The sequence below is a fragment of the Maritimibacter sp. DP1N21-5 genome, from assembly GCF_019218295.1.
Lineage (GTDB): Bacteria > Pseudomonadota > Alphaproteobacteria > Rhodobacterales > Rhodobacteraceae > Maritimibacter.
On sequence record NZ_JAHUZF010000004.1, the window covers coordinates 383,442 to 396,652 of the forward strand.

Here is a 13,211-nt window from a genome sequence, read left to right on the forward strand (position 1 = left end):
GCGGCGCCCGTTTGTATTGACTGGCAAGTCGGGGCGGGCGCCAAACCCCCCGGAAACTGCCGCCAAGATGAGGAATGAACCCATGTCGCGCGTCTGCGAACTGACTGGTAAAGGGCCGGCCACGGGCAACAACGTGAGCCACGCCAACAACAAAACCCGCCGCCGGTTCCTGCCGAACCTGAACGACGTGTCGCTTGTTTCCGAGACGCTGGGTCGTCCGGTCAAGCTGCGCATCTCGGCCTCGGCGCTGCGTTCGGTCGACCACCGTGGCGGACTTGACGCTTTCCTTGCCAAGGCGAAGGACAGCGAGCTTTCGGACCGCGCTCTGAAAGTGAAGAAAGAAATCGCCAAGGCACAAGCCTCGGCCTGATTTCAGCTAGATTACGCAAAGCGGCCCTGCCTTTCGGTGGGGCCGTTTTCGTTTGTCGTGGGGCCTTCCGCGACCACGTGACGCCTTGCCGGGTCCGGGGTGTGCGGATAGATCGGCACCATGCGTGCGACTTTCGCCTTTGTTCTGTCCTGCCTCATCGCGCTGTCTGGCGTGATCCTCGCCGATGCGCGAGGGGCGAACCATGACATCGGCGCCGAGATCGTGATCTGTTCGGGCGTCGGGATGACGACCATCACCATTGGACCCGATGGCGAACTGATCGAGACGAAAGAGCCTTGTCCGGATGGCAGCTCCGTCTTTGCGGCTGCTTTCGTCCTGCCCGACCTGCCGCGCCCCTTCGAGCGGTTGGTTGCCAGCGTCGAAAGCCCTGCGCCGATCCTTCATGTTGCACGCCATGAACTGACCCCTACGGCACGGGGGCCGCCTGTGACGACCTGAACGTTCCGCTTTCAGATCAAACACAGGAAAACATCCATGAAACGCACTCTCCTGGCCGCCGCTGCGGCTTCTCTCGCCCTGTCCGCCGCCGTGCTGCCGGCCCGCGCGGACAGCATCATCGCCATCGAAGACGCTTACGCACGGGCCGCCGGCATGAACGCCATGGCCGGCGCGGCCTTCTTCGTCATTTCGAACACCGGGGACACGGACGACCGCCTGATCGGCGCGAAGTCGGATGTCTCCGAGCGGGTCGAGCTTCACACGCATATCGCCGACAGCGAAGGGGTCATGAAGATGGTTGAAGTCGAAGAAGGCTTCCCCGTCGCGGCAGGTAGCACCCATGTTCTGCAACGTGGCGGAGACCATGTCATGTTCATGGGCCTGCGCGACGGCTTCGAGAACGGCGAGACTGTCGCGGTGACGCTGGTCTTCGAACAGGCCGGCGAGGTCGTGGTCGAGATCCCCGTGGACAATGACCGCAAACCGGACGAAATGGGCGGCGGCATGATGAACCATGGTGGCCACGGTGGCATGAACCAGGGCGGCATGAACAAGCCTGCCGGGAACTGACCCCGCACCGGGAAGGGGGCGCGAGGAGGTCGTGCCCCCTAGACCCGCGACAGAACCTCATCGACCCAGGCCGGAACGACGCTGCTCGCAGGACCGTAGCGGCCCGCGTCGAAGGCGCGGCGACCCTCGGTGGGTTCGAGGTTCAGCTCCAGCGTTTCGGCCCCGTTCGCCCGTGCCTCAGCGGCGAAGCCTGCCGCCGGATAGACGTTGCCAGAGGTGCCGATGGCGACGAAGAGATCGGCCATCAGAAGCGCCTCGTAGATCTCGTCCATCCGATAGGGCATTTCCCCGAACCAGACGATATCAGGCCGCGCCGCCAGCATTCCGCAGGCGGGACAGGCATCCACGGGCGACATGACCGCCTGCGCGCGCCAGCGATGATCGCAGGAGGCACAGAGCGCCCCGTCGAGCATACCGTGCATGTGGATCACTCCCACCGCGCCGGCGCGTTCGTGCAGGTCGTCGACGTTCTGTGTGACCAACGTGACCTGACCGGGAACCGCCGCGGACAGCCGGGCGAGCGCGCGGTGGGCCGCATTGGGTTCCGCCCCCCGGCAATTGGCGCGACGGGCGTTGTAGAAGTCGTGGACGAACACCGGGTTGCGGGCAAATCCCTCGGGCGTCGCGACCTCGTTGAGGTCGTATTTCGTCCAGAGCCCGTCCTTGTCGCGAAAGGTGCCAAGGCCGCTTTCGGCGGACACGCCCGCGCCGGTGAGAATGACGATGCGTTTCATGTCGGCACGCTGTCTGCTTGACCCATGGCCGTCAAGCGGCAAGGCTGGCTTCATGTTGAAGCGTGAGCGCCACGAATTGCCGGAGCACATCGCCGCGCGGCTGGAGCTCGGCGGGCTGCGCGCGGCCTATGACGGGCGCCCGGACTACCAGCGGAACGACTATCTCGGCTGGATCTGTCGCGCGAAACGGGCCGAGACGCGGGAGAAACGAGTGGCGCAGATGCTGGACGAGTTGGCGCGGGGAGGTGTCTACATGAAGATGCAGTGGAACGGAGGCCGGGGATGACGCCGTGGCACCTTCGGGTCGTGGGTTGGCTGTCGCTCCTGTGGAACGCGGTGGGCGCCGGAATCTACGTCGTATCGCGGCTGCAGATCGCGGCCTATACGGAAGCGCTGTCGTCGGCCCAGGTCTCCTGGTTCGACACGCTGCCCGTCTGGGTGAGCCTCGCCTATGCGCTGGGCGTCTGGGGCGCGCTCCTGGGCTCGGTGCTGCTTCTGGCGCGATCGCGTTTCGCTGTGCTGGCCTTTGTGCTGTCCCTGATCGGGGTGCTCGTGACGACCGGCTATTCCCTGAGCCTGCCCGTGGGCGAGGCCGCAGACGTCGTGTCACCGACGCCGCTCGCCTTCTCTTCGGTGCTGATCCTGATCGCGGCTGGGCTCTGGATCTATGCGCGCGCGATGGCGAGCCGGGGGCACCTGCGCTGAGGCATCCGGCGCCGGGTCAGGCCGCCACGTTGCGTTTTTCATGCGCCGCGAGGCGGGCGTTCGCGTCGATGAGCTTGCGCCGCGTGCTTTCGGCGAGATGGCGGCCAAGAACATGGGCGAATTCATCGTCACGCTCGGTGAGCGCGCGCAGGACGGTGCCGGCGATGCTGTAGATGCGCGCGGCTTCGACGATCTCGACCGTGGCCGAGGCGGGGGCCGCTTCCATCACCTCCATTTCGCCGATGAAGCCACGGTTGATCGTGCCGACGACGGATCCGTCCGACAGGACCCGCGCCGCGCCCTCGACGATGAAATGCAGATGGGTGACGGGCGTGCCCTCGGCGGTCAGAAGCGTGCCCGGGGCGGCATCGACACAGGTGCATTTGTTCAGAAGTTGCCGCGCGGTCGGGCGCGCCATATTCGGCAGGCCGTCGGAGATCAGTGTCATCTCCTCGTCCGAGAAGTCGGCCCGCGTCGTCAGGACAAAGGTGCGCACGAGCCCATAGACCGAGATTACGATCCAGATCACCTCGACCACGAAGGCCGCGGCGTTCCAGTCCTTCCAGAGGCTCACCAGCATGAGCAGGGCGGAGATGAGGTAGAGGCCGGGGTAGATGCTCCCGGTGCCGCGAATATAGCCGGTCTGGAGCAGGCCGTAGGCGAGAACGGCGAGCATGACAGAAAGGATGCCCGACCAGTCGAAGATGGTTAGCTGCCACATCGATTGAGCTTTCAAGGGGCAGGGCGCCCGGGTGTGCAGCCAAACGGCCGAAACGAAACGTCATGCAGGAGGGGATGTCCCGTCCGCCCCGCGGTCAAAAAAATATTCTGAAATATTCGAACTGGTTCATTGTTCGCCCGTCTCGCCACGGAAGCAAGCGTCTTGAACCCTGGCTGGTCGCTTCACCGGCCACCCTCGGGGGGGAGGAGCGGCCGGTTGCACCGGCCCGCAGAGAGAAAAAATTACCCGGTGACAGGCGTTTCGCCCCTCTCGGCGCGGGGTCACTTCAGGACGATGACGTTCCGCTTGGCGCTGCCGGATTTCGTCGAGGCGATGGCCTCGTTGATCTGGTCGAGGGGGAAGCGATTCGAAATCAGTTCGTCGAGCTTCAGTCGCTTCTGTTCGTAAAGATCGACCATCCACGGGATGTCGCGGGCGATGACGGTGTTGCCCATCATGGTGCCAAGGATACCCTGCGCCGCGTTGCCCATGCCAAGCGGGGAATAGCTCGCCTTGGCCGTGGCATGGGGCAGGCCGACCATGATCACGTTGCCGCCCGGGGCGAGGTAACGCGGCGCCGCGTCATAGACAGGCGCCGCGCCCACGGTGACGAAGACCGCGTCGGCCCCGCGCCCGCCGTTGAGTTTCTTCATCGCGGACCAGGGCTTTTCCTCCGAGGCAAGGACGCCATGCGTGGCACCGAAGTCGCGCGCCATGGCGAGCTTTTCCTCGGTCATGTCAACGGCGATGATCCGGGCCGCGCCGGCAATGCGGGCCCCCTGAATGGCATTGAGCCCGACACCGCCCGCGCCGATCACGACGACCGTTTGCCCGGGGCGGATGTTGGCCACATTGACGACCGCCCCGATGCCGGTGATCACCCCGCAGGCCAAGAGCGCGGCCGAGTCCATGGGCACGGTGTCGGGGATTTTCGCGACCTGACTGGCCAGCACGACGACCCGTTCCGCGAAGGCACCGGTCTGAAGCCCCTGATAGACCGGGGCGCCGTCACCAGTCGTGAGGGGACCTTGATCAAGGCCGTCATAGGGCGTTTCGCAGGTGACGGGACGCGCGGTCTGGCAGGAGGGGCAATGGCCGCAGGCGCGGATCAGGGTCACGACGACCCGGTCACCGGGCGCGATGCCATGGACCTCGGGGCCGACCCTGGACACGATGCCTGCCGCTTCGTGTCCGTAGACGGCGGGAAGCGGGCCGCCGAAGCCGCCCTCGGCGAAGGATATATCGGATTGGCAGATCGCGACGGCGTGGATTTCGACTTCGACCTCGCCGGCCTCGGGCGGGCGGATCGAGATCTCCTCGATGACGAGGGGTTCCCCGAAGGCGTGGCAGACGGCGGCCTTGATCTTGTCCATGGTATCCCTCCCGAGCGTGCGAAACCGTGTTTCATTTTTGTCTTGCCGCGTCATGCGCGCCCGGACAAGCCCGCGGTCTGTTTACGTTGCGTCCGCGAAGTCCGCGAGCGTGCGGGCGAGCGTTTCGGGCATCTGGAAGAAGGGCGAATGGCCTGAGGGCAGATGCACGCTTTCGTCCTCGCGGAAGCCCGCCGCCATCTGTTCCTGATGGGCGGGCGGGATGCCCCGATCCTCGTCACAGAAGACATATAGCTTGCGCAGGTGGTCCGACGCGCCGGTGAGCGTCGCGGGCGTGGTCTGCGGCGCGAAGGGTTGCCAGCTCAGGCGCGGGGCCGCGTGGTCGGCGGTGCCGGGCGGGCAATCGGCATACATCGGTCCGGCAACGAAGTCGTCCTTGAACCGGAAGGCGACGCGATCCTCGCGCAGCTCGAAAGCGTTGCGCATCGGTTGTTCGGGCGCCTCCTTCAGCATTGCGACCAGCGACTTTCCCGGGGCAGGCACATAGGCCGTGACATAGACGAGCCCCTCGATGTTCGACGGATCGCGTTCGGCCGCCTCGGTGATCGCGAAGCCGCCCGCCGAATGCGCGACGAGGATCGTCGGCCCGTCCACCGCGCCCAGAACCGCGTCAGCATAGGAGGCGAGCGTCACCTCCTCGAGCGGGGTCTTGTCCGATCCTGCCCCGGGAAGGTCGATGGCGAGCGCATCGTGGCCGAGTTCTTGCAAGTTTCGAACAACGGCCTCCCAGCACCATGCGCCGTGGTTCGAGCCATGAATGAGGAGAAAGCGCGCCATCAGATGTGTCCGATCTCGGTCAGGAAGGCGGTCAGGACCGCCGCATAGGTTTCAGGTTGGTCGATGCAGGGCACGTGGCCCGCGCGCCGGATGATCTCGAACTTCGCGCCTTTGATGAGGCTCGTGGTCTCGCGCACAAGGTCGGTGGGTGTCGAGCCATCCTCGCTCCCCGCGATTCCGAGGGTGGGGAGGGTCAGCCGCGCCGTCGACTCGTAAAGGTCGGTCTCGCCGATCGCGGCGGCGCAGGCCATGAAGCCCTCGGGGTCCTGCGCGACCAGCATGGCGCGGGCGCGGGCCACGAGGCCGGGATGCGTGCGGCGGGTCGCGCGGGGGAACCAACGCTCCATCGTCGCATCGGCCACCGCCTCGATCCCGCCGTCGCGAACCTGTGCGATACGGTCCTGCCAGATCTCGGAGGTGCCGATCTTGGAGGCGGTGTTGGACAGCACCATCGCGCGGATCAGATCGAGCCGTTCGGCGGCCAGCCCCTGCGCCACCATGCCGCCGATGGAAAGGCCGACCATGACCACCTCGCGTGCACCGAGATGATCGAAGAGCCGCCCGGCATCCTGCACGAGGTCGCCCATGTAGTAGGGTCCAGGGGGCACCGAGGTCTGGCCGTGGCCGCGCATGTCGTAGCGGATGACGCGCAGCCCGTCCGGAAGTCGCGCGACCACATCGTCCCAGATCGAAAGCTCGGTGCCGAGCGCATTGGCGAAGGCGAGCACGGGCCCATCCTCGGGCCCATCCTCGCGGTAATGGGTAAGAATGTCGCCGAGCGCTGCGAAGGGCATCAGAGCGTCGCCATGGCTTGGGCAAAGATCGTCGGGTCAACGTTGCCGCCGCTCGCCACGGCGATCACCGTCTCCGACTCGCATTTCCCTGAAAGTGCCGCCGCGAGTGCCACTGCACCACCGGGTTCCAGAACGATCTTGAGCCTGAGGAAGGCCTGCGCCATGGCCTTGAGAGCCTCGTCCTCGGTCACGGTGATGCCGGGGCCGCAATGGGCGCTCATGATCGGCAGGGTCAGCTTTCCGGGGCTTGGCGTGATGATCGCGTCGCAGATGTTGCCGGAGAGGCGGGAGTTCACCTCGTGCCGACCCGAAGCGAGGGACCGGGAGACATCGTCGAAACCTTCGGGCTCGACGGGGTGGACGGTCATTCCGGGCGCGGTATCGGCGAGCGCAAGCGCGATGCCGGACGTGAGCCCCCCTCCACCGCATGGGACGACGACCTGCGCCCGGGTCACGCCGAGGTCGGCGGCCTGCTCGGCGATTTCGAGCCCAACGGTGCCCTGGCCGGCGATCACCTCGGGTTCGTCGAAGGGTTTCACGAGGCTAAGGCCCCGTTCGCGCGACAGTCGTTCCCCGATCTCGTCACGGTCCTCTGTCGCGCGGTCGAAGGTGACGACCTCGGCCCCGAACCCCCGGGTGTTGGCGAGCTTCAGCACCGGGGCGTCGGCGGGCATCACGATGACGGCCGGAACACCGAATTCCCGCGCGGCGAGCGCGACGCCCTGCGCGTGATTGCCGGAGGAAAAGGCGATGGCGCCCCGGGCGCGTGTCTCGGGCTCAAGGGCCGCGAGCGCGTTTCGTGCCCCGCGATACTTGAAGCTGCCGGTGTGTTGCAGGCACTCGGGTTTGACGAGGATGCGCCGTCCCGCAAGCTCGTCCAGAAAGGGCGAGGACAGGAGCGGTGTCACGCGGGCGTGGCCGGACAGGCGGCTGCGGGCCGCGCGGATCATGTCGATGTTCAACGGCAAGCCTCCAGCCAGCGGGTGATGGCGTCCACGGCCTCGGGTTCGTCGAGGAAGGGGATATGCGCCCGATCCGGCACCACGGCGGCGATAAGGTCGGGGCGCCGGGCCTGCATTTCGGCCAGTGTCGCCGCCGACAGCACATCGGAGTTCTCGCCCCGGATCACGGCGAGCGGCTTGCCTGCCAGCGCGTCGAAGAGCGGCCAGAGATCGGGGGTATCGGCGGCCATGGAGGCAAGGAAGCTGTCGCGCAGCGCCGGATCATAGTTGATGCGAAGCCCCTCGGGCGTTTCGATGTAGTTGCGCTCGACTTCTTCCCGCCAGCGCGCGTGCGGCACGCCGGCAAAGCCCTTGGCGGTCTGCGCACGGATCTCGGCGGCCTCGTCCAGAGTGCGGGCCTTGGGGTTGCGTCCGATATAGCTGTCGATGGCTTCGAGCCCGGCGCGTTCCACAACCGGCCCCACGTCATTGAGGCAGACGCCGATCACCCGCGCGCTTTGGGTCGCGGCAAGGAGCATGGCGTTGAGCCCACCCCGCGAGGTGCCAAGAAAGGCAGCCTTTTCGATCCCGAGATGATCCATGAGCGCCACCACATCCCCGGATTCCTGCGGCACGGCATAGGTCTCCCACGCGGCGAGTCCCGAAAGTCCACGACCGCGATAGTCGGGGCGGATCAGGCGCACGCCGGACAGATGCGGAGCGAGGAAATCGAAGTCGCGCCCGTTGCGGGTCAGGCCCGAGAGCGCGATGAGGGGAAGGCCCTCTCCCTCGTCGGTATAGGCGATCTGGGTGCCATCGGGGGCGGTGAAACGGGTCATATGGCGCTCGCTATGTCGGGGATCGAGGTGAGGTCGGTGATCATTTCATGGGGCGGGTGGCCCAGCCGGTCCATCGGCTCGCCCGCGCGGTTCACCCAGGCGGTGAAGAAGCCGAACCCCGCCGCGCCGGAGGCGTCCCAGCCGTTCGACGACACGAAGAGCACGGCGTCGCGCGGGCAGTTAAAGCGCTTGGTTACGATGTCATAGACAGGTGCTGCGGGCTTGAAGATGCCCACGCTTTCCACGCTGAGGATGTCGTCCAGAAATTCGCCGATGCCGGCGCTGTCTACGGCCCCCTGGAGCATGTCGGGCGAGCCGTTCGACAGGATCGCGACATTCAGGCCGCTGGACTTCAGCGCAGCCAGCACGCCGGGCACCTCGGGATAGGCGGAAAGCTCCCAGTAAAGCGCGAGGAGGCGTTCGCGAAGGTCCGCGTCGCCCGCGATCCCTTGCGCCTCGAGCGCCCAGTCGAGCCCGTCCTGCGTCACCTGCCAGAAGCTCACATGTTCGCCGGTGATCGCCCGGAGCCACGAATACTCGAGCTGCTTTCGCCGCCAGTCCGCCGCGAGCCTTGGCCAGACCTCGGCGAGCTTGCCGGTACCCGGCTCGCTCGCCGCCTCGCGTGCAGCAGCGGCCACGTCGAAGAGCGTGCCATAGGCATCGAAGACGCAGGTGGTGATCGGCATGTGTCCTCCCGTTTTCGGGGCAGACTGTCACGCCGGGAGGGGAAGGGAAAGAGCAGGCCGCGCCGGTCGAAGCGTCCCTGTCGAAAGGCGCAGCCGTGGTGGGTCTCGGGGTTCCCCCGGGTCGTTCACAGCGACGACCACACCACGGCGAGCCGGGTTCACAGGGGACCGCGCGGCGAGATCGTCGGAGGGATCAACGCGCGGTCCGTGCCTTGTTCATGCCGCAAATGCGCGGACTCGGGCAACGATTATGGCGGAAACGGAGCGTATCTGTCTTGGAAACAAAACGTTCAGCAGACTTGACGTTTTCCTGCGCAATACTAATTTTTTGAACAGTCTCATGGGGCATTAAATGCGGATGACGTTCGACGATTTTCTGATGCGTGTGCAGAACCGGGTGGCAGCGCGCCGGGCCCGGACCGAAGAAGCCCTGAATGAGACCTCCGACCGGATGCACGCGATCCGCGAATACATGCGGGGCCTTAACCCGCTAGTCATTGCGACGTTGCCAGTGATTTACTCGGTTTTTTTCGCCTTCGTGGTTCTCGACCTTTTCGTGACGCTCTACATGTGGATCTGTTTCCCGATCTACCGCATCCCGATGGTGCGGCGGCGGGAGTATGTGGTCGTCGACCGGGGGCGGCTGCCCTATCTCAACCCGTTTCAGAAACTCAACTGCCTGTATTGCGGCTATGGCAACGGCGTGCTCGCCTATGCGACCGAGGTCGCCGCGCGGACCGAAGCCTATTGGTGCCCGATCAAGCACGAGCACCGGGCCGAGGGGCGGCACCAGTATTACGACGATTTCATGGACTACGGCGACGAGACCGACTTCGATGGTCGCTGGTCGCGCTCGCGCTACCGGATCACCGAGGGCCGCGACGACACGCGGCCCGTGAACGCGAAACGGCGGGGCTGACCGTCGCCTGTCACTCTTGGACCTGAGCTCAGAGGTGTTCGGGCTGCGGCATGCCCAGCACGTGGAAACCGGCGTCGACCGTGATGATCTCGCCGGTCGTGCAGGCGCCATAGTCGGAGCAGAGGTAGACGGCGGTGCCGCCGATTGCCTCCAGCGTGGCGTTTTTGCGCATCGGGCTGTTGGCCTCGGTGTGGCGGAAGGTCTTGCGCGCACCGCCGATGGCTGCGCCGGCGAGCGTTTTCATCGGCCCCGGCGAGATGGCATTCACGCGAATGTTCTGGGGCCCCATGTCGTTGGCCATGTAGCGCACGGTCGCCTCCAGCGCGGCTTTCGCCACGCCCATGACGTTGTAGTAGGGCGTGACCCGGTTCGACCCGCCATAGGTCAGCGTGATGATCGAGCCGCCGTCGGTCATTTTCGGTTCGACCCGCCGCGCGACTTCGATCAGCGAGTAGCAGGAGATATCCAACGAGTTCTTGAAATTCGACCGCGAGGTGTTGAGGAACCGGCCCGTGAGTTCCGTCTTGTCGGAGTAGGCGATGGCGTGAACGAGGAAATCGATGCGATCCCAACGCTCCCAAAGCGCGGCGAAGCCCGAGTCGAGGGTTTCGTCGTTGGTCACGTCCATGTCCACGAGGATATCAGACCCGAGCGACGCGGCGAGCGGTTCGACCCGTTTGCCGAAGGCGTCGCCCTGATAGGAGAAGGCAAGCTCCGCCCCCTCGGCCGCCATGGCCTGCGCGATGCCCCATGCGATCGAACGGTCGTTGGCGACCCCCATGACCAGGCCGCGCTTGCCCTTCATCCAGTCCGCCATTGCCCCACTCCTGATTGTTCTTAGTCGTTGTATTTGCTGAGAAGCATGGACCCGTTGGTCCCGCCGAAGCCAAAGCTGTTGGTCATCACCGTGTCGAGCCCCGCGTTTTCCCGGAGCGCCGTGGCGATTTCCTCGGGCTTCACCTCTGGGTCGAGGCTGTCCACGTTGATCGAGGGCGCAATGAAATCGCCGTCCAGCATGAGCAGGCAGAAGATCGCCTCGAGTGCACCTGCCGCACCCTGCGCGTGACCGGTCATCGACTTGGTCGAGCTGATCGGCGGGGTCGAGCCTTCGCCGAACACGCGGCGCACGGCTTTCACTTCTCCGACATCGCCGACCGGAGTCGAGGTGCCATGGGCGTTGATATAGCCAACTTTGCGACCTTCAGGCAGGGTCGACAGCGCGAGCTTCATGGCCCGCTCGCCGCCTTCGCCCGAGGGGGCCACCATGTCATGGCCGTCGCTCGTCGCGCCAAAGCCCGTGACCTCGGCATAGATCTTGGCGCCGCGTGCCAGCGCATGATCAAGGCTTTCGAGCACCACCATCCCGCCGCCGCCGGCGATCACGAAACCGTCTCGGTCCGCGTCGAATGCCCGCGAGGCTTTTTCCGGTGCGTCGTTATACTTGGACGACATGGCACCCATCGCGTCGAAGAGGCAGGACAGAGTCCAGTCCAGTTCTTCCGCTCCGCCCGCGAACATCACGTCCTGCTTGCCCAACATGATCTGTTCGGCGGCATTGCCGATGCAGTGGAGCGAGGTCGAGCAGGCCGAGGTGATCGAGTAGTTGATGCCCTTGATTTTGTAGGCTGTGGCGAGGTTCGCGGAGATCGTGGACGACATGCACTTCGGCACCGCGAAGGGGCCGATCCGCTTCGGGCTGCCGGAATTGAGCACTGTCTGATGCGCCTGGAACATCGCGCTGGTCGACGGCCCCCCCGAACCTGCGATCAGGCCGGTGCGCTCATTCACGACCGTCGCGTCGTCGAGACCCGCATCCGCGATGGCCTGACCCATGGCTATATAGGCATAGGCGGCCCCCGGTCCCATGAAGCGCAGCGCGCGCTTATCGACATGTTCCTTGATGTCGAGATCGACAGCACCGGCGACCTGGCTGCGAAAGCCGTGGTCGATCATGTCCTGGTTGGCGGTGATGCCCGAGCGACCCGCCTTGAGCGAGGCAATGACCTCGTCCGCGTTGTTGCCGATGGGCGACACGATGCCGAGCCCCGTTACGACGACACGTTGCATTGTGGCTCCTTCCCTGTGGTAGCGCCCGTCCCCTGATTACGATTCAGAGAGCGCGACCTTCATGTCTTTGACTTCATAAATCACTTCGCCGTCGGCTTCCACGATGCCGTCCGCGACGCCCATGGTCAGGCGGCGGGTCTGAACGGCCTTGGTGAAATCGACGTAATAGGTGAGCATCTTGCGGTCCGGGCGGACCATGCCCTTCAGCTTCACTTCGCCGGCACCCAGCGCATAGCCGCGCCCCTGCCAGCCGCGCCAGCCGAGGTTGAAGCCGGTCAGCTGCCAGAGGCCATCAAGACCAAGGCAGCCGGGCATGATCGGGTTGCCCGGGAAATGGCAGTCGAAGAACCAGAGGTCCGGCGTGATGTCGAATTCGGCGACGACATGGCCCTTGCCGTGCTTGCCGCCGTCCCCCGAAATGTCGGTGATCCGGTCCATCATCAACATGGGCGGTGCGGGCAGCTGCGCGTTGCCGGGACCGAACAGTTCGCCCGCTGCACATTTGAGCAGGTCTTCTTTGTCGAAACTGGTCGGAAAATCAGCCATCAGGCCCCCATTTGCTTGAACTGCGCGGTCTCGGCTCCCTCTATCACCCGCCGGACGCCGTAAGCAAGGGCACTGGGCGTGCCATGTGCCGAGGCGCCGCAGTCCGCCCTTGGCAGGCCGGAGGCGCCCGGCGCGATCCAGGCGGGGTCGGCCCGGTTCGCGCCGGGCAAGCGCCACAAGGGAAAACCGTTTGAAATAGGGCGGCATCCCGCCGTATAAATGCTGTCAGACCGAGCCAGAGGCACGAAATGCATCACAGTCAGGCAAAAGAGATGGGCGCGCGTTGGCTGGAGTCCGCCGGACTGCGCCCGACGAAACAGCGGCTTGCCATCGCATCGCTCCTCGTCGGCGACGGGCAGCATCGGCATGTGACCGCCGAGAGCCTGTTCGAGGCGACGCAGGCGGCGGGTGACAAGGTTTCGCTCGCCACCGTTTACAACACGCTCAGGTCCTTTTCCGAAGTCGGGTTCCTGCGCGAGATCCTCGTCAACGGGACCAAGGGGTATTTCGATACGAATACCACGAACCATCCGCATTTCTTCTGGGAAGACACCGGCCAGCTTCAGGATGCGCCGGAAGAGGACCTCGAGATCGCAGCCCTTCCGGCCGCGCCGAAAGGGGCCGAGATTTCCAAGGTCGATGTGGTGATCCGCCTGCGCTCGAAAGGTTAAGCCGGGACGTCGGGCAAGCGC

18 protein-coding genes are annotated in these 13,211 nt (G+C 65.3%); 7 read left to right on the forward strand and 11 right to left on the reverse strand.

The window, feature by feature from the left end:
- Positions 1 to 82 precede the first annotated feature (82 nt).
- The 3 genes from rpmB (at position 83) to KJP29_RS06385 (ending at position 1,399) form a co-directional block, all read left to right on the forward strand.
- Entirely contained in the window at positions 83 to 370 is a 288-nt protein-coding gene (gene rpmB, locus KJP29_RS06375; protein ID WP_218462723.1) for a 50S ribosomal protein L28, read from the forward strand.
- Positions 371 to 490: 120 nt separating this feature from the next.
- Positions 491 to 829 carry a hypothetical protein gene (locus tag KJP29_RS06380; protein WP_218462724.1) on the forward strand — a complete coding sequence of 113 codons (339 nt, stop codon included), beginning with the start codon at positions 491 to 493 and terminating at the stop codon, positions 827 to 829.
- A 36-nt stretch (positions 830 to 865) separates the two neighbouring features.
- Positions 866 to 1,399: a copper chaperone PCu(A)C gene (locus KJP29_RS06385; protein ID WP_218462725.1), complete on the forward strand. Its 534-nt coding sequence runs from the start codon at positions 866 to 868 to the stop codon at positions 1,397 to 1,399.
- 38 nt (positions 1,400 to 1,437) lie between these two features.
- Here the strand turns inward: KJP29_RS06385 and KJP29_RS06390 are convergent, their stop codons facing one another.
- Entirely contained in the window at positions 1,438 to 2,133 is a 696-nt protein-coding gene (locus tag KJP29_RS06390) for an NAD-dependent deacylase (RefSeq protein ID WP_218462726.1), read from the reverse strand.
- Positions 2,134 to 2,185: 52 nt separating this feature from the next.
- On the opposite strand from KJP29_RS06390, the gene KJP29_RS06395 reads away from it, so the two are divergent.
- The gene (locus KJP29_RS06395; protein ID WP_218462727.1) at positions 2,186 to 2,419 is read left to right on the forward strand and encodes a YdeI/OmpD-associated family protein; all 234 of its coding nucleotides are present in this window, start codon (positions 2,186 to 2,188) and stop codon (positions 2,417 to 2,419) included.
- Positions 2,416 to 2,838, forward strand: a complete 423-nt coding sequence (locus tag KJP29_RS06400; RefSeq protein ID WP_218462728.1) for a hypothetical protein — start codon at positions 2,416 to 2,418, stop codon at positions 2,836 to 2,838. Before KJP29_RS06395 ends, KJP29_RS06400 begins: the two co-directional genes overlap by 4 nt.
- Before the next feature lie 16 nt (positions 2,839 to 2,854).
- Here KJP29_RS06400 and KJP29_RS06405 read toward each other — a convergent pair whose 3' ends face one another.
- The 7 genes from KJP29_RS06405 to KJP29_RS06435 all read right to left on the reverse strand — a co-directional run bounded on the left by KJP29_RS06405 (position 2,855) and on the right by KJP29_RS06435 (position 8,987).
- Positions 2,855 to 3,559, reverse strand: coding sequence for a Crp/Fnr family transcriptional regulator (locus KJP29_RS06405; protein ID WP_218462729.1), 705 nt, complete (start codon positions 3,557 to 3,559; stop codon positions 2,855 to 2,857).
- Positions 3,560 to 3,840: 281 nt separating this feature from the next.
- Positions 3,841 to 4,932 carry a Zn-dependent alcohol dehydrogenase gene (locus KJP29_RS06410; RefSeq protein WP_218462730.1) on the reverse strand — a complete coding sequence of 364 codons (1,092 nt, stop codon included), beginning with the start codon at positions 4,930 to 4,932 and terminating at the stop codon, positions 3,841 to 3,843.
- A gap of 81 nt (positions 4,933 to 5,013) precedes the next feature.
- Positions 5,014 to 5,727: an alpha/beta fold hydrolase gene (locus tag KJP29_RS06415; protein ID WP_218462731.1), complete on the reverse strand. Its 714-nt coding sequence runs from the start codon at positions 5,725 to 5,727 to the stop codon at positions 5,014 to 5,016.
- Positions 5,727 to 6,521, reverse strand: coding sequence for a 3-oxoadipate enol-lactonase (gene pcaD / locus KJP29_RS06420; protein ID WP_218462732.1), 795 nt, complete (start codon positions 6,519 to 6,521; stop codon positions 5,727 to 5,729). The genes KJP29_RS06415 and pcaD overlap by 1 nt, the downstream gene beginning before the upstream one ends.
- Complete coding sequence (locus tag KJP29_RS06425; RefSeq protein ID WP_218462733.1) at positions 6,521 to 7,483, reverse strand: threonine/serine dehydratase; 963 nt, start codon at positions 7,481 to 7,483, stop codon at positions 6,521 to 6,523. The genes pcaD and KJP29_RS06425 overlap by 1 nt, the downstream gene beginning before the upstream one ends.
- A complete protein-coding gene (locus tag KJP29_RS06430) occupies positions 7,480 to 8,301 on the reverse strand; it encodes an alpha/beta fold hydrolase (RefSeq protein WP_218462734.1) in 822 nt (273 codons plus the stop codon). The genes KJP29_RS06425 and KJP29_RS06430 overlap by 4 nt, the downstream gene beginning before the upstream one ends.
- Positions 8,298 to 8,987 carry a haloacid dehalogenase type II gene (locus tag KJP29_RS06435; RefSeq protein ID WP_218462735.1) on the reverse strand — a complete coding sequence of 230 codons (690 nt, stop codon included), beginning with the start codon at positions 8,985 to 8,987 and terminating at the stop codon, positions 8,298 to 8,300. The genes KJP29_RS06430 and KJP29_RS06435 overlap by 4 nt, the downstream gene beginning before the upstream one ends.
- A 352-nt stretch (positions 8,988 to 9,339) precedes the next feature.
- Here KJP29_RS06435 and KJP29_RS06440 point away from each other — a divergent pair, with 352 nt between their 5' ends.
- On the forward strand, positions 9,340 to 9,906 hold the full coding sequence (locus KJP29_RS06440) for a hypothetical protein (RefSeq protein ID WP_218462736.1): 567 nt from the start codon (positions 9,340 to 9,342) through the stop codon (positions 9,904 to 9,906).
- Between the two features lie 28 nt (positions 9,907 to 9,934).
- Here KJP29_RS06440 and KJP29_RS06445 read toward each other — a convergent pair whose 3' ends face one another.
- The 3 genes from KJP29_RS06445 to fabA are packed head-to-tail and all read right to left on the reverse strand — an operon-like array spanning position 9,935 to position 12,519.
- Complete coding sequence (locus tag KJP29_RS06445; protein WP_218462737.1) at positions 9,935 to 10,723, reverse strand: enoyl-ACP reductase; 789 nt, start codon at positions 10,721 to 10,723, stop codon at positions 9,935 to 9,937.
- 20 nt (positions 10,724 to 10,743) lie between these two features.
- Positions 10,744 to 11,973 carry a beta-ketoacyl-ACP synthase I gene (fabB, locus tag KJP29_RS06450; protein WP_218462738.1) on the reverse strand — a complete coding sequence of 410 codons (1,230 nt, stop codon included), beginning with the start codon at positions 11,971 to 11,973 and terminating at the stop codon, positions 10,744 to 10,746.
- Between the two features lie 36 nt (positions 11,974 to 12,009).
- Positions 12,010 to 12,519: a bifunctional 3-hydroxydecanoyl-ACP dehydratase/trans-2-decenoyl-ACP isomerase gene (fabA, locus tag KJP29_RS06455; protein WP_218462739.1), complete on the reverse strand. Its 510-nt coding sequence runs from the start codon at positions 12,517 to 12,519 to the stop codon at positions 12,010 to 12,012.
- 248 nt (positions 12,520 to 12,767) lie between these two features.
- Between fabA and irrA the strand changes: the two genes are divergently transcribed.
- Entirely contained in the window at positions 12,768 to 13,190 is a 423-nt protein-coding gene (gene irrA / locus KJP29_RS06460; protein ID WP_218462740.1) for an iron response transcriptional regulator IrrA, read from the forward strand.
- Positions 13,191 to 13,211: the final 21 nt, after the last annotated feature.

What these genes read in the sequence shown, in the direction of transcription:
- rpmB (WP_218462723.1), top strand. Translation starts at nt 83, where the DNA reads ATGTCGCGCGTCTGCGAACTGACTGGTAAAGGGCCGGCCACGGGCAAC.
- KJP29_RS06380 (WP_218462724.1), top strand. Translation starts at nt 491, where the DNA reads ATGCGTGCGACTTTCGCCTTTGTTCTGTCCTGCCTCATCGCGCTGTCT.
- KJP29_RS06385 (WP_218462725.1), top strand. Translation starts at nt 866, where the DNA reads ATGAAACGCACTCTCCTGGCCGCCGCTGCGGCTTCTCTCGCCCTGTCC.
- KJP29_RS06390 (WP_218462726.1), bottom strand. Translation starts at nt 2,133, where the DNA reads ATGAAACGCATCGTCATTCTCACCGGCGCGGGCGTGTCCGCCGAAAGC.
- KJP29_RS06395 (WP_218462727.1), top strand. Translation starts at nt 2,186, where the DNA reads ATGTTGAAGCGTGAGCGCCACGAATTGCCGGAGCACATCGCCGCGCGG.
- KJP29_RS06400 (WP_218462728.1), top strand. Translation starts at nt 2,416, where the DNA reads ATGACGCCGTGGCACCTTCGGGTCGTGGGTTGGCTGTCGCTCCTGTGG.
- KJP29_RS06405 (WP_218462729.1), bottom strand. Translation starts at nt 3,559, where the DNA reads ATGTGGCAGCTAACCATCTTCGACTGGTCGGGCATCCTTTCTGTCATG.
- KJP29_RS06410 (WP_218462730.1), bottom strand. Translation starts at nt 4,932, where the DNA reads ATGGACAAGATCAAGGCCGCCGTCTGCCACGCCTTCGGGGAACCCCTC.
- KJP29_RS06415 (WP_218462731.1), bottom strand. Translation starts at nt 5,727, where the DNA reads ATGGCGCGCTTTCTCCTCATTCATGGCTCGAACCACGGCGCATGGTGC.
- pcaD (WP_218462732.1), bottom strand. Translation starts at nt 6,521, where the DNA reads ATGCCCTTCGCAGCGCTCGGCGACATTCTTACCCATTACCGCGAGGAT.
- KJP29_RS06430 (WP_218462734.1), bottom strand. Translation starts at nt 8,301, where the DNA reads ATGACCCGTTTCACCGCCCCCGATGGCACCCAGATCGCCTATACCGAC.
- KJP29_RS06435 (WP_218462735.1), bottom strand. Translation starts at nt 8,987, where the DNA reads ATGCCGATCACCACCTGCGTCTTCGATGCCTATGGCACGCTCTTCGAC.
- KJP29_RS06440 (WP_218462736.1), top strand. Translation starts at nt 9,340, where the DNA reads ATGCGGATGACGTTCGACGATTTTCTGATGCGTGTGCAGAACCGGGTG.
- KJP29_RS06445 (WP_218462737.1), bottom strand. Translation starts at nt 10,723, where the DNA reads ATGGCGGACTGGATGAAGGGCAAGCGCGGCCTGGTCATGGGGGTCGCC.
- fabB (WP_218462738.1), bottom strand. Translation starts at nt 11,973, where the DNA reads ATGCAACGTGTCGTCGTAACGGGGCTCGGCATCGTGTCGCCCATCGGC.
- fabA (WP_218462739.1), bottom strand. Translation starts at nt 12,519, where the DNA reads ATGGCTGATTTTCCGACCAGTTTCGACAAAGAAGACCTGCTCAAATGT.
- irrA (WP_218462740.1), top strand. Translation starts at nt 12,768, where the DNA reads ATGCATCACAGTCAGGCAAAAGAGATGGGCGCGCGTTGGCTGGAGTCC.